Source organism: Bradyrhizobium sp. (genome assembly GCF_036009065.1).
Lineage (GTDB): Bacteria > Pseudomonadota > Alphaproteobacteria > Rhizobiales > Xanthobacteraceae > Bradyrhizobium.
This window is the reverse complement of record NZ_DASYMN010000351.1, coordinates 1-14627: the sequence shown is the minus strand read 5'-3', so window position 1 is coordinate 14627 and position 14627 is coordinate 1. Positions and strand designations below refer to the sequence as shown.

12 protein-coding genes are annotated in these 14627 nt (G+C 62.0%); 1 reads left to right on the top strand and 11 read right to left on the bottom strand.

Translation table 11 applies throughout. The features are described from left to right. Positions 1-85 precede the first annotated feature (85 nt). The 6 genes from VGP39_RS21440 to VGP39_RS21415 form a co-directional block, all read right to left on the bottom strand. On the bottom strand, positions 86-505 hold the full coding sequence (locus VGP39_RS21440; RefSeq protein WP_327570101.1) for a YybH family protein: 420 nt from the start codon (positions 503-505) through the stop codon (positions 86-88). Between the two features lie 170 nt (positions 506-675). Further along, complete coding sequence (locus VGP39_RS21435) at positions 676-1131, bottom strand: hypothetical protein (protein WP_327570100.1); 456 nt, start codon at positions 1129-1131, stop codon at positions 676-678. Then, entirely contained in the window at positions 1128-2537 is a 1410-nt protein-coding gene (qhpG, locus tag VGP39_RS21430) for a flavin-dependent monooxygenase QhpG (protein ID WP_327570099.1), read from the bottom strand. Before qhpG ends, VGP39_RS21435 begins: the two co-directional genes overlap by 4 nt. Further along, positions 2530-3885: a radical SAM/SPASM domain-containing protein gene (locus VGP39_RS21425; RefSeq protein WP_327570098.1), complete on the bottom strand. Its 1356-nt coding sequence runs from the start codon at positions 3883-3885 to the stop codon at positions 2530-2532. Before VGP39_RS21425 ends, qhpG begins: the two co-directional genes overlap by 8 nt. Beyond that, positions 3882-6227 (bottom strand): hypothetical protein, encoded by a 2346-nt coding sequence (locus VGP39_RS21420; RefSeq protein ID WP_327570097.1) that lies wholly within the window; start codon positions 6225-6227, stop codon positions 3882-3884. The genes VGP39_RS21425 and VGP39_RS21420 overlap by 4 nt, the downstream gene beginning before the upstream one ends. Further along, the gene (locus tag VGP39_RS21415; RefSeq protein WP_327570096.1) at positions 6224-8089 is read right to left on the bottom strand and encodes a ferritin-like domain-containing protein; all 1866 of its coding nucleotides are present in this window, start codon (positions 8087-8089) and stop codon (positions 6224-6226) included. The genes VGP39_RS21420 and VGP39_RS21415 overlap by 4 nt, the downstream gene beginning before the upstream one ends. Positions 8090-8367: 278 nt before the next feature. Between VGP39_RS21415 and cnbZ the strand changes: the two genes are divergently transcribed. Then, positions 8368-9111 (top strand): 2-amino-5-chloromuconate deaminase CnbZ, encoded by a 744-nt coding sequence (cnbZ, locus tag VGP39_RS21410; RefSeq protein WP_327570095.1) that lies wholly within the window; start codon positions 8368-8370, stop codon positions 9109-9111. Between the two features lie 175 nt (positions 9112-9286). On the opposite strand, the gene VGP39_RS21405 is transcribed toward cnbZ, so the two are convergent. From VGP39_RS21405 to VGP39_RS21385, 5 genes are all read right to left on the bottom strand, one after another. Then, entirely contained in the window at positions 9287-10174 is an 888-nt protein-coding gene (locus VGP39_RS21405; RefSeq protein ID WP_327570094.1) for an ABC transporter permease, read from the bottom strand. Between the two features lie 3 nt (positions 10175-10177). Continuing rightward, the gene (locus tag VGP39_RS21400; RefSeq protein WP_327570093.1) at positions 10178-11119 is read right to left on the bottom strand and encodes an ABC transporter permease; all 942 of its coding nucleotides are present in this window, start codon (positions 11117-11119) and stop codon (positions 10178-10180) included. Positions 11120-11300: 181 nt separating this feature from the next. Further along, complete coding sequence (locus tag VGP39_RS21395) at positions 11301-12812, bottom strand: ABC transporter substrate-binding protein (protein WP_327570092.1); 1512 nt, start codon at positions 12810-12812, stop codon at positions 11301-11303. A gap of 17 nt (positions 12813-12829) precedes the next feature. Further along, the gene (locus VGP39_RS21390; RefSeq protein WP_327570091.1) at positions 12830-13942 is read right to left on the bottom strand and encodes a dipeptide ABC transporter ATP-binding protein; all 1113 of its coding nucleotides are present in this window, start codon (positions 13940-13942) and stop codon (positions 12830-12832) included. Positions 13943-14068: 126 nt separating this feature from the next. After that, positions 14069-14627, bottom strand: a 559-nt coding sequence (locus VGP39_RS21385; RefSeq protein WP_327570090.1) for an ABC transporter ATP-binding protein, incomplete at its 5' end; no start/stop codon positions are given.

Below are 14627 nucleotides of genomic sequence, written 5' to 3'. Positions count from 1 at the left end.
ACGCGCGCTTCAACCTGAATTCATCGTGCTTTATGCAAGAACCGATACGGCGACCGACTTGCTGGAGCAATACGAGGCTGTTTTGCTATTTCACGGGATTGAAAGTTCCGTTCATGTTGTAACAATCGTAAAGTACTTTCCAAGTGTCCTGTTCGCGCTTCCAAACCACCAGATACTTTCCGACGTTCTGCGTGTCGTCAGGCTTGACATGCGGAGCGAAATAAACCTCCCCGAAGTCGGATGCCATGTCGCGTCCGCTGGCGACTTCAATGTGCGATGGCTTGAACTCCAGCCAGAGATCGGGCGTAGTTTCATAGGCCGCTTCCCAGCGGGCGCGGATGGCGGCGTGTCCTCTGGCGGCTTGATTCTCGGGCCACACGACCGAACCGTCCTTCGCGTAGAAGGAGATGACGCGATCGACGTCCTTTGCGTGCGCCGCTTTGCTCCATTCTGCATCCAGCGCCCTGATCGTCGCTTCGTCTGTGTCGGATATTCTGGTAGACATCGTCATACTCCTTGGTTGGTGGGACTACGTTTGTTCGAACGGTCAGGGATTGCCGCGGAAGGTCCGCGCCAGGAGCGCGGCAGAAAGTTGGATGGCCTGCTTCGAACCCTTGGTCGCCTTCCCTGAGCAGTCGCGGATGGGCGCCGGCGCGCAAGAGCTTGCTCTCTGGATCAAAGCTTTCCCCTCATCTCGCAAATTCTTAAGTACCAGGTCCAAAGGCGATGACCGGCCTCCACCAGTCGCTCAAAACCTCGGTCGAGCGAGTCAAATGATTTGACGCCGATCGCCAATGCGGACGCGAGGCCAAACGGATGACCCCTGCGACGCGCTTCGGCCTCGATGGCCTGGTGCGCCAGTTCTTGATCGCCTTGCCGGCGCGCAGTTGCGAACCCGCCGAGCCAATGGTGGGGGGCGGGGGCCGCGCGGGCCGCCTTGTCGAGCAGGTTTTCCTCGGCCAGCAAATGGAGTATTCGCTTGCGCGGTCCGAACGGCAGACCAATTTCCTTGAGGTCGCTTTCGGCCAGTAGTCCAAGCGTCGTGAGATCGATTTCGTGCTCTGCGAAGATCTGGACAAATCGTTCCAGATCGTGGGACTTGAGCCAGTCCGCAAGAGATGGAGCCATCATGACAGCGCCCCGCTTTGGTCGGGCTGTTCAACCAAAATGCCGCGATCAATGAGCCAGCCCGCGATCTCCATTCCGGATTCGAGCGGCATGTGGTTCGACCAGGATTGGGCGATCTGCAACGGTGTCTTGCCTGGCGGCAGGATTTGCAGCAGCGGCGCCAGCTTGCGGCCGCCAAGGAACACCAACGGGCTTGTCAGGCGCGGATGATGCAAGGCCGCGGCGAGGCTGACAAAATCCCCTTGCAGACACGGTGTGTGGACAAATTTTAGCTCACGTGAAAGCCCCATGGGCGTGGTCGCAAAGGCGCGGGCGTCGATAGCCGGAAGCGGTGGCGGATTCATCGTCGCGAGCGAAGCCGAGCGTTGCCGCCAGAAGCGATGGTCGCACCCGGCAGCGACATCGCGATAATGCCAGGCCGCCCAGCGGCAGTGCCGTTCCGATGCGTCGGTCAGTTGCGCGCGATAAAAACGCACAGCGGCGTCCGTCGACTCGGGCCGGCGCAGCAGCGTGTTGGCGACGATGGCGCCGGAGAGCGCGCTCTGGATCGCCTTCTGAACTCCGCTTGAGGAGATTGGATCGATCGCCATGGCCGCGTCGCCGAGCTGAATTCTGGTTGGCGCGACGCAGTCGCTACCCAGATAGGGCGTCGCGTCGATGGCGCGTGGCGGCTCGATTAGCTCAACGTCGCGGCAACCTTCCATCAGGCCGGAACGATCGATTAGCCCTAGAAAGCGCTCTGCCATCGTGGAGCCGGCCAAGTGCCTGAACCAGCGGGGATCCACGAACACCTGAGTGTTGTAGGTTTCATCAGGTAGCGGAACGCCCCAATACCAGCAGTCCTGACCGGCTTCGATACGCGGCATTGTCGGCAAGCTTTTACCGCGCCAATAGCCATACACCGCCACAGTGGAAGGGCCCGCTTTGATTTGGCGACCCGACGCGTTGCGCCGCCCGCTTGCATCCGCGACAAAATCCGCGTCGAGATGCTGCGAAGTGCCGTCGGCATCGATGGTCAGACGCCATCGCGCGCCATCCCGGATTTGCTGACCCACGATCGCGGGTTGATGAACCTCCACTCCCAAGGCCCGAGCACGATCCAGCAGGCGCAGATCGAATTCGCCGCGGTCGACGAGCAGACCTTTTGCACCGGTGTCTTCGCGGAGCTTCGGTCCATCCGGCCATTTGACCCAAACGCCCTTGATTTCGGGGAAGCCCGCCGCCTCCACGGTCTCGTGCATGTCCGCCGCCCTGAGCAGTGTCATGACGCCCGGACTTAAGGATTCGCCCAGACGCCTGCGAGGAAAGCGCTGCCGCTCGATCAACTGGACGTGATGTCCGAGTTGGGCCATCCGCGCAGCGAAGGTGCTGCCCGCCGGTCCCGCGCCGATGACACAGACATCAGCCATGAGCTATTCCCGGCAGGCTGAGGCCTGCGCTTCCCGGCTCGGACGACAGCCTGAGATAGGCCTCAAGGCAATAATGCAGCCAGCCCCGGATGTAATCGCAAGCCGGCCGGCCGCGGCGAATGACTTCGTGATGACAGCCGCCACCGCAAAGGTATCGCGCCCAGCAGGACTGGCAGGGCTCCTGGCGGTGAACATGCCGCGCGTTCAGCCAATCCGCTTGGCGGGAAAGATCGATGCCGTCGTCCAGCGAACCCATGGCGCCCTCCTGGTCGCCGACGAAGCGATGGCAAGCCGCCAGTTCACCGTCGGCTGATACGCCGAGGTAACCGGCGCCGGCGCCGCAGGGATATGGGCGGTGGGTGCCGCGATGGATCTCGCGCATCGCGTTGACCATGTTGGCGAAGGGATAACGTCGGCCGCTGCGCGAAGCGCGCTCGAACTCACGCCCGCAGTTGATCATTTCGCCCAGCATAAGCTCGAGGTCCTCGGACTGCATTTCGCCTTCGCCGGTGGGCGCACTGAGCATTGGCGAAAAGCCGACGCTGTGGAAGCCGGCGGCGATGAAGGTGTCGAGGGTCCGGCGCAACGAAAGATTTCGTGGCGTGACCGTGACGCGCGCGGTGACCTGCATCCGTTGCTGCATCTTGAGGAGCGGTTCGACGCGTTTCATGATTGCGTCAAAACTGCCGCGGCCGCTCTTGAAGGGGCGCAACGCGTCATGAGTTTCCCGCGGACCGTCGAGGCTGATCGTGACGGCGAAGCCATGCTCCTCAAAGAAGAGCCCGTCGTCTTCGCTCAGCAGCGTGCCATTGGTGGTGATCGAGAAACTGATCTTCGCGCCGCGGTCCCCGGCCAGTTCCACGGCCCGCAGCGTCGCGGCCCGCAGCACTTTGCGATTGACCAGCGGCTCTCCGCCGAGAAACGCCAGGTTCAGGCGGGCCCCCGGCTCGGCGGTTCCCACCAACAAATCCACGGCGCGAAGCGCATCCGCCAGCTCCATATTTTTCGCCACTCCGCCGAATTCGCCCTGCTGGGCGTAGCAATAGGTGCAGCCGAGGTTGCATTTCTGAGCAATCGCAAGCGAAAGCGCGCGGAGCGGCGGTGAGGAAAGCGGCGAGTCGTCGATGAAGGGGCGGCCGACAAGGCCGGCTTGCCGGAGCAGTTCCTCCATCGCCTCGGTTCCGCCTTCGGTCGCAGCATTGTAGGCCGCAAACAAGCTCGCATCGGCTTCGAACAGCCGGCTTCCGTCGGCGACAAAGAGATGCCCGCCGCGGGAGTTCTCGATCAAGTGCGTATGCGGTGTTCGCGGAGACGATACGCTCATGTAGTGGCGAGCGGTGGCGGTCATGTTTTCTTCCCCGTCTCCGCATCCGAGGGCGGGTCGGGGTAATCCCGTCCTCCGACTTGAAACTTCAACAAGGTTTCCCAGTCGCGGAACAAGTCGTCGTACATCATCAAGCGGGTGTCGGCGTAGTCGTCGGCGACATAGGAACCCGAGCGCTGCTTCTGCATCCAGTTGTCGCCGGCGCTGAGCCCGGTCGCCGTCAGCTCGACGTTGACATAGTCGGGGCGCGCGGACGCCCAATAATAGCAGGAGCATTCGCGAAAATCGTTTTGCCAGGGCGAGCACAGCCCCTGGGTGAGTTCGCCGGCTGCGGCCAGTTCGTTCGAAATGACTGCGGTGTCGTCTTGAAAGAAGGGCCGCACCTCGCAATTGAAACTGACGTAATTCTTCGGATGCTCGTCCAGGCGCTGCTGGCGCTCCGAGGCCTTGGCGCTGAAATCGCAACGAACGCGGGTACCTTTGCGGGGCAGCACGCGCGCCAAGGCGTTCGACCATTCGACGGGTGCCAGCCCGTCTGGATTGAAACTGGTAGTCAGGTTGATTTTCCCTTCCATGTCCGAGGAGGCGGGTCCCCAGATCGGCGTCATCATGAGAAGCGGAACCTCCTTGCCGCCATCGGCCGCGGGCAGCACCACGCGCAGCAGGCGATGTCCCTTGAGGTGGCTGGGCTTCAGCTTGGAATCGTCGAGGCGATCGACGACCATGTCGCAGTCGTCGTCCACATTCACGACGAGATTGTCGTACTCGCGTAGTTCGATTCCGCGGAACATCCGGCGCCACACGGCGCGGAAGTCCACCTCAAGTCCAGGACAGCAATTGGCGACCGAGGTGACCGGGCGGGAACTGATCGGATTGCCCTTGGCCTCGTAGGATATCTGCGCGGACAAATTCCTCGGTGTGAGCACGTTCTTCGCAGCGGGCGCCGCAACCGACGTGGCAACCGGGGGCGCCGACGCCGCTTTCCTGATGGTGTCGATCTGGCGCCAGGTGAGGGCCAGGTAATTGTTGTCGGCTCCGCACATGAGTGCCGGCATTTTCCGCCGGCCACGGTCGGTGAAATCAGCGACCTCATCGGGACTGCGCAGCATTCGCAAGAACCAGGGCGCGGCGCCGCCCCGCAAGGCCCCGTAAGCTTGCTGGTGCAGGGTCATGATCGCGAAAGTATCTACCGTGCCCGACGGCATGATCGGACGAATCGGCCGCTGGGTGTCGGCCGCTTCCTCCTGGGCCATCGAGTCAAGCGAAAGCGCGGATCGACCTTTGAAATCGTTGCCGTTCATGACAGCCACATTCATGAAGCGGACCGTCTCGTAAGCACGCCGGACGATGTCCTGCGCCCTCGCAAGCGTGACCTCCGCCGCCTCGGCCGGCGCGACCTCGGGACCGTCGATGACCTGCTCGAGATCGTCCACCAGAGTGCGCACGAACAGCGCGTCGGGTGCCATCGCCGGCGGCGCAGCGCAAATCCTCGCCGTGGCGGCAAGTGTTTTTCGGTCCGGCAGCGTGAGCTGGACTTCGACAAAGCCGTCGCAAGCGTCGTCGAGATAGCCGCGGCTGATCGCTCTGTTGTCGTAGAGCCAGGAAGGTGCAGGCGGCTCGATCGCAAACAGCGAAGGTGGCAGCGTCTGGTTCCTGGCGGCACTCAATCCGTACCAGCTCTTCTCGCGATTATAGAGCGCGCGGGCCTTCGGGACCTGATACTGTTCGGCGGCGTCGGGATCCCCATCCTTTGCCGCGAGGCCTTCGCTGGTTTGATCCGGTCCGTAGATCAGGCCGGCCGCCGGCGTGAAGCGCAAACGAATTTCCGGGAAACGATCGTTGGGCCGGATGAAACGTACCGAGCCAAAATCGACGAAGGCATCCGGCGAAATGAAGTTCTTGCATTTGCCCTTCAGCGTGTGGCTTTGGTGATCGGAGAATTGTCTGGTCTGCGCATGGACGAGGTCGTCATGGTCTTGGGTTCGCCGGACTACTTTGCGATTGGAAACCGTGACCTGCCATGAGATGTTTTTGAGAGTCAGACCGTTCGCCCGCAGCAGGTCGACCGTCAGCGGCACCAATTCATCGGTGTCAGTGACCGCATATACTTCCAGGAACGGCGCAACCGGCCGGATTTTTCCGGCCCGCTTGAATTCCAGGGTGGCCGGCGTGCTCTCGCTCTCGATCTCGCCGGAATTTTCGTCGACGATGAGAGTCGGCTGAGCCTTGATCTGGCGATAACCCAGCGGGGTTTCCGTACCGGGATCGATATCAAGGTCGAGCGAGTAATTGTCCATCGGCTCGGAAGCCGACCCCAGCCGTCCGATCGCAAACGGTGGCAGAATTCGCAATTGCTTGATCGTCAATGGTCTGCCCTTTCGTTCATGCCAGCGACGACTTTACCAATCCAAAGCCGGGTCTGGCTGTCGAGATTCATCAGGGTGCGCAAGTAGACATCCCCTCCGATGCGCGCGATCTCCTCACGCACTGCGGGATTTTCTTTCGCGCAAAGGAACACTTCGCTGCATGTTTGTTGCGAGGACGCAAGCAGGTCGTCGTATCGAAGCCAGATATCACGGTCCCCCTGCGGCAGATCCAGGGAATAGGGCATTTCAAACGGGGGACCGGCGCGCGCGCTGCCGCCATCGTCGTGAAGAGGCAATCGCACCAACAGACCGGCGAGAGTCTTGATATTGTACATTTCGCCGAAGGCGCGATGCATGACCATTGCACGCAAACTCGGTCGATGCATCGGCTGCGTACGCGCAAGCCGGAACGAATGCGCCAGATAGGTGAGCAGCATCCGGTAGCGTTGATTGAACAGTTGCGCGAAATAGTGGGCTGTTGCCGCGTCGACGTGGATGAGAGTGGTGTCGTGCGGGTGGAGTTCGGCGAAGTCGCTCTGGGTGGTAGGATTCCGCGGAACCTCGTGGGTTGCTTTCCAGGACGGGTCGCGAGCTTTAAGGTCTTTGAATTCTTCGTAGATATGGATGAAGCGTTCAAAGTGGGATGGCTCCCCGGTCTCGTCCTCTCGCAGATGCTGCGCTTCCCCTTGGGCGGCCAGCGCCCGCAAGGCCTTGACGGCCTGCTCGCGAGTCGCCGCGCGCTCGATCTGCACATGGGCATCGCGGCTTGCCAGCGCATTCCAGTTGGAAGGTGGGGACTCGCCGGCGCCAGGATCGCTCCTGGGATCAAGATTGCCTTCCGGGTCGACAAGCCTTGGAGGCGCTTTGTAGCCTCGCCCCCAGTCGTCCCAGGAGCCTTGCATATCGTAGCTCGCCTCGTTGAACGCGGACTCCGGGATCAGTTCGGCGTTTGAGATGAGGGCTATGATCTGGTCATAGAGTTCACCGACGCGATGCATGTCGGTATCGACGCGCTCCTTGTCATGACGTTTGGCCAGTTCGTGCTTGATTTCATCTATGATGCCGCACTGTCGCTCCAGAGAGATGGCGGACGGCGCATATTTTTCGCGCTGCTTGCCAGGGGCTTCCGTTCCCAGGCTTTCGAACCTCGGCATCTCGGCATAGATGAAGCACTGCAGCGACTCGAGCGACAGCGGTTCGAGCGAGAACGGAAACGGATAGAATTCGTGGTCCCACGGCAGCATCTCGCGGCCGAGATTGATTGGCGCTCCCAATAAAACAAGCATGTTCTGAACCGTCAGGAGATGTCCCATCTCCTCCCTGGCGACCGAAAGAATACTCGTGCGCCAGCTTTCGACCATCGCCCGACGCTCTTCGGAAACCTGGTCTCCGTCGATGGAATAGGCGGCATAAAGATATTGCACCATCAGCGCGTGCTCTATCTCCGCGCCGGACATCAGGAGCATCACCAGATGATCGCGCCACGTCATGTCCGGCCGTTTCCTGTACTTGGCCGGCCCCAACTTTCCTGTCGCCTCGACCTGGTCGAGGTCCTCAGTTCTGAGATTTATTATTTCTGGGCTGTCAGACACAGGCGCTCCACGGTGAGAGTCCGGGATCAGCCGCGAGGCAAGCACGAGCACACCATGCGCGGTATTTAACCAAGAAAAAAACAAATAGAGTTTAGGTTGAGTGGTGTCGATAGGACTCGTTTTAGTTGCGCAGAGGTTGAACAGCATGAGTTGGACTCGTTTGAGTTGCGAGAAGCGCTCTCCGAACGTTTTCTGATCGCGACATCGCCTGCGAGGCCCGCCAATACTGCAGAAGTCGCACCAGGCCGAAGATAAGAAGTCGACCATCATCGTCTCCTCCCGTGACGAGATGAGAAACATTCGCACTGCGGTGAACCGTGGCGGCATTCGGGTTATGCGCGCCGCCGTCAGGGCGAAGCCGAGCGCGTCATGGTTCGCTGTCCGCTACTTCTTGCCGCGGATCGCCAGCCGGCTTCGCTGGTGGAAACTACCGCCGGAAGTATCGAGCGCGTTGCTCAATGAGCATATCGGCGGCATGATCGAGATCGTATTCGTTCACCAGCGAACTGCGGCATCGCCCAACGGCGGCAACATCAAGGATCCAACACATGACTCGCGATTTTCCGGCCGGCAACTATCGCTCCATCCCCGCCGTATTCCAGTATTCCAGCGGCGCCGCGGCGGATTCCGGTTTCGAGGTGGAACGCGTTCGTTTCGATCAATTGCTGCCGCTGGCCGAGGGCTTTGCGCAAGCCGCGAATTACATCCGCGCCGCCGGACGACCGCTGACGTCGTTCTGCGCCTGCGAATTGCGCTCGCCGGCCGCCTTCACCGAGGACGGGTTTCGGACCTTCAATCAGCACTATGTCAAAACGCTCGCGGAGTGGGGGCTGTTCGACGGCACCATCAATCCGGTGGCGCGCAGCAACGTCTGTCCCCAGATCGATCCGCCATCCGAACCGTCATTTTACGCGTTCTCCTTCACGCGCCCGAGTGAGAGCACGATGCCGAGCTTCGTCATCGCCGGCGGCGCCGAGTTGCGCGGCGGCAGCGGGACCTATCCCGAACGCATCGTGCGCTACAAGGATCTCAGTCCGGACGCCATGAAAGAGAAGGTGCGGTTCACCGTCGGTTCGATGGAAGAGCGGCTCGGCGAATTTGGTTTTGGCTGGAAGGACACCACCGCGGTGCAGGCCTATACCGTGCACGATTTCCATCCCGTCGTGGCCGATGAACTGGTTCGCCGTGGCGCTGTACGCTCCGGGCTGACCTGGCATTTTGCCCGCCCGCCGGTGGTCGATCTCGAGTTCGAGATGGACTGCCGCCGCGTCGCGAGGGAAACGGTGATTTAACGTCCTCGTTTTGCATGATCCGCAGCGGCGCCCCTTCACCTCTCCCGCAGGGAGAGGTCGTCGCGCATCGTCAGATGCGAGACGGGTGAGGGGTACCGGCCCCTCGTTAGTCCGTAATCCCTCACCCGGATTACTTCGCAAGCCGACCTCTCCCTGCGGGAGAGGTGAAGAGGCATCACCGCTCTCGCGGATCGAGTGCGTCGCGCAGGCCGTCGCCGACCAGATTGAACGAAAGCACCACGAGGAAAATCGCCAGCCCCGGCCAGATCGCCATCCATGGCGCGTTGGTGAGGAAACGCTGCGCGGCGTTGAGCATGCTGCCCCAAGATGGCGCGGGCGGCTGCTGCCCGAGCCCAAGGAACGACAGCGCGGCCTCGGCGATGATCGCCGCCGCGATCGAGAGCGTTGCTTGTACCAACAAAGCCGGCATGATGTTCGGCAAAATGTGGAACAGCGCGATGCGCCAGGGCGGATTGCCCATGGCGCGCGCCGCCTCGACATAGTCCTCGACCTTGACGCTCATCACCTGGCCGCGGGTCAGCCGCACGAAGATCGGCGTCGTGGTGACGCCGATGGCGATCATGGCGTTGCCGAGGCTGGGCCCTAAAAACGCCGCCAGCGCGATGGCGAGAATCAGGAACGGGCAGGCCAGCATGGCATCGGTGATCCGGCTGATCAGCGCGTCGACAAAACCGCCGCGATAGCCCGACAGCAATCCGAACGGCACGCCGATGCCGAGCGCGATTCCGACCGAGATTGCGCCGGCCATCAGCGACGCCCGGGCGCCATAGATGACGCGGCCGAAAATATCGCGGCCGAGGTCGTCGGTGCCGAACCAATGCAAGCCCGAGGGCGGCTTGCGCACCAGCGTCCAGCTCGTCGCGATGGGGTCATAGGGCACGAACCATGGTGCGAACAGCGCGAGCACGATAAATGTCACGATGACAACGATGCCGGCCACTGCACCCTTGCGCCGGAACAGCCGGCGCAGTGCGCGCCGCGCCGGGCTTTCCAGTTCGTCCGTCCGCGTGACCGGAATGGCGTGGAGCGCCGTGTCGGTCATGCGTTAGGCTCTCAGCCTGGGATTGACGAGGATGTAGGCGATGTCGGCGATCAGGTTGAGCAGGATGTAGGTGGTAGCCGTCACCAGCACGACGCCTTGCACCACGGCATAATCGCGGTTGAACACGGCATCCACGATCAGCTTGCCGAAGCCGGGAATCGAAAATATCTGCTCGGTCAGTACCGCGCCCGACAGCAGCGTGCCGAGCTCAAGCGCGCCGAGCGTGATGATCGGGGTCAGTGCGTTGCGCATGGCGTGCTTGAGGATGACGGAGCGCTCGGAGAGGCCCTTGGCGCGGGCGGTGCGGACATAATCGCTTTCCAGCACCTGCAGCATCGCGCTGCGGGTATGCCGCATCAGGATCGCGGCGATGGCGTTGCCGAGCACGAAGGCAGGCATGATGGTGGAAGCAAGACTGGCGCGCCAGTTCTCGGAGAGCGGGACGTATCCCGACGCCGGCAGCCAGCCGAGTTCGATCGAGAACAGGAAGATCAGCATGATCCCGAGCCAGAAATTCGGCGTCGAGATGCCCCACAGCGCGAACAGGTTTGCGGCGTAGTCCCAGGCCGTGCCTTTCTTCACCGCCGACACGATCCCTGCCGGAATTCCGATCAGGAACGCGATCACGATCGCCATCGAGGCGAGCTGAATCGTCACCGGCAGTTTCTGCACGATCAACTCTCGTACCGGCACCTTGATCCGCAGCGACTCGCCGAAGTCGCCGGACAATACGCCCTTGACCCAGTAGACATATTGAACCGGAATTGGCTGATCGAGCCGATACTGCTGACGGATTTGTGCGATGACATCGGGATCGCGCTCTTCGCCGGCCATCACCAGCGCCGGATCGCCGGGCAGCAATTGCTGCAGCGAAAAGATCAAGATCGACACGAAGAACAGCGTCGGGATCAGTTGCACAAGACGTCTGGCGAGGAAGCTCAGCATGGCCGTAACGAACGCGGTGTTTGTGTAAGAGTCTCTCCGCGGCAACCTCCACCCGTCATCCTGAGGAGCCGCGCTCTTGCGCGGCGTCTCGAAGGATGGGCCGCCTGCGCCCCTGTCCGCATCCTTCGAGGCTCGCCGTGAAGAACGGCGAGCACCTCAGGATGACGGCGTCGTTGGGTGTTCACTTCAGCTTCAGCCCGATCACGCGCACCAGGCCGTCCGGCATCTGCTTGTAGCCTTCGAGTTTCGTCGTGTGGGCGATCAGCAGCTTGCGGTGATAGAGATAGATCAGCGGCTCGTCGTTGAGCACGATCTTCGTCATCTTCTCGTACAGAGCCTTGCGCTGCGCCGGGTCGGTGACCAGGCGCGCATCTTCCATGAGCTTGTCGGCTTCCGCATTGGAATAGCCGCCGTCGTTCTGCGGCGCCTTGGTGTGGAGAAAGATGTAGGAATTCCCATCGGGATCGATCCGGCCGCTCCAGTTGATCTGGAACACCTGAAATTCCCCGGCCTGGGCCTGCTTGAAGGACGTCGCAAACTCGATAATGCGAATTTTTAGATCGAAACCGGCTTCCGCTGCCATGGACTGGATCACCTGGGCCACGGCTTCGTTCTCGGCTCCCTTCGGCACCATGTAATCGATACTGACCGGAAGCGGCGCGCCGGATTCCTTCAACAGGGCCTTGGCCTTGGCGATATCGCGCCCGCGGACCGGAAACGCCTTCTGATAATAGGGATGCACGGGGCTGATCCACTGATTGCCTGGCGTGAATTCGCCGTTGAAAACCACTTGATTGAGGGCATCACGGTCGATCGAAAGATCGAGCGCCTGACGCACCTTTTCGGACTGGCTAAGCGGACCTTTATTCTTGTCGTTGTTGATATTGATGGTGAGGCCGAGATATCCGAGATCGGGTGCGGTCGCCAGCTTGAGTTTCGGATCGGCCTGCACCGTCTTGATGTCGGTTGCCAGCACGCGCTCGATCAAGTCGAGTCCGCCGGATTTCAGGTTGGCGAGTCGCACCGTGGCATCGACGATGGGAAGGAGCACGACCTTGTCGATGAAGACGTTTTCCTTGTTCCAGTAATCCGCGAATTTTTCGAACACGATGCGATCCTGCTGCACGCGCTCGACGAACTTGTAAGGACCGGCGCAGACCGGCTTCAGCCCGAACTTGTCGCCGGCTTCCTTCGCGGCCTTCGGCGAGACCATCATCCCGGCGCGGTCGGTGAGCTGCGCGATCAGCGGCGAGTAGGGCGTCTTCAACACCAGCTTGATGGTGAGGGGATCGACGACATCGACATGGTCGACCGTGGCGAGTTCCGGCTTGCGGAACGAAGTTGGAAAGTTGAGATGCCGTTCGAGCGAGAATTTCGCGGCCTCGGCGTCGAATGGCTCGCCGTCGTGGAATTTTACGTTTGGCCGGAGTTTGATCGTCATCTCCTTGCCGTCGGCGGAGGTCTCGTGCGACAGCGCGAGCTGCGGCACGATATTGAGCTTTTCATCGATGTCGAACAGCTTGTCGCAGAACGTCGCGAAGACGATGCGGCCGACATAGGTGCGACCGAGCGTCGGATCGAGCATATCCGGGTCTTCGGCGAGGCCGATGCGGAGCGTCGTTTGGGCGAAAGCGCCCGCGCTAAGCGATACGAAGAGCGCCACCGCGGTGGCTGCAACACGAAAAGTTCTCATCGATCAGATCCCCTGGTTCAAGCGCCCGGTGGCGACGTTGCATTATTTATACCAACACCGACGCCAGAAGTACCTTCCGACTTTCCGGTAAAAGCCGCCACCAGCCGTTCCAGCGTCGGCGAAAAGGTACTGTCCGCCGGCACGACGGCTTCGGGCGGCGGCAGTTCCGCCACACGATGACAGGCGGTGGCGTGTCCGTCCGCATCGGCGAGCAGTTGCGGCCGCTCGATGCGGCAGCGCTCGATGACATAGGGGCAGCGGGTATGAAACCGGCAGCCCGATGGCGGATTGAGCGCGCTCGGCATCTCGCCCTGCAGCAGGATGCGGGTGCGCCTTGCCCGCGGATTGGGCACCGGGATAGCTGACAGCAGCGCGCGGCTGTAGGGATGCCGTGGCGAGGCGAACAGCGTCCCGGTGTCCGCGGTCTCGACGATCTCGCCCAGATTCATCACGGCGACGCGGTCGGCGATGTGTTTTACCACGGCGAGGTCGTGCGAGACGAAAATATAGGCGAGGCCGAGCCGGTCCTGCAGGTCGTGCAGCAGATTGAGAATCTGCGAGCGGATGGACACATCGAGCGCCGACACCGGCTCGTCGCAGATGATCAGTTTTGGCTCGACCGCGAGCGCCCGCGCAATCGCGATGCGCTGGCGCTGGCCGCCGGAGAATTCGTGTGGATAGCGCCGCGCAAAGCGGGGCTCCAGCCCGACCAGCCGCAGCAGTTCATCGACACGCTCGCGGCGGCGCGGGGCAGGGACCAGATCATGCAGCGCCAGCGGCTCGATCAGGATCTGGCTCACGGTCATGCGCGGGTTGAGCGAGGCGTAGGGGTCCTGAAAGATGATCTGCGCGCTGCGGCGGAACGCGCGCAGCTCGCCGGCGTCCAGTGCAAGGAGATCGCGGCCCTCGAAGCGGATGCTGCCGGCGTCGGGTTCGATCAGCCGCAGCACCAGCCGGCTCACGGTCGACTTGCCGCATCCGGACTCCCCGACCAGCGCAAGCGTCCGGCCGGCGGCGACGCGGAAGCTGACGCCATCGACGGCCTTCACATAGGCGCGCGGCGTTCCGAACACCGAGCGATCGGCAACGAAATGTTTGATCAGGCCATCGACTTCGAGCAGCGCGGTCATGGGATCATCGGACTCTCTCCCCGTCATTGCCGGGCTTGACCCGGCAATCCATCCTCTTTGAGAGAGTCTTGCGAAGGAGATGGATACGCGGGTCAAGCCCGCGTATGACGAATTGATATAACCCCATCACGACACCAGCCTCTCCAGCGGCGCCTTGATGCAGCGCGACCAGTGGTCCGGGCTCACCGCAACCATCGGCGGGGGCGCTTCGACACAGATGTCGCCGACGAACGGGCAGCGCGCGGCGAAGCGGCAGCCGGGCGGCGGCGCCGTCATGTTCGGAACCATGCCTTCGATGGTCGCAAGGTGCGAGGCCTGGCGGTCGAGCCGCGGGATCGAGCCGAGCAGGCCGACGGTGTAGGGATGCTGCGGGCTGGCGAACAGCGCATCGACCGGCGCGCGCTCGACGATCTCGCCGGCATACATCACCGCGACCTCGTCGCAGACTTCGGCGACGACGCCGAGATCATGGGTGATGAGAATGATGGCGGCGCCGCTCGCGGCCTTCAACTCGCGCATCAAATCGAGAATTTGCGCCTGCAGGGTGACGTCAAGCGCGGTGGTCGGCTCGTCGGCGATCAGCAGCATCGGATCGCAGGCCAGCGCCATCGCGATCATGACGCGCTGGCGCATGCCGCCGGAGAGCTTGTGCGGATATTCGTCGACGCGGCGCTCCGGCGAAGGA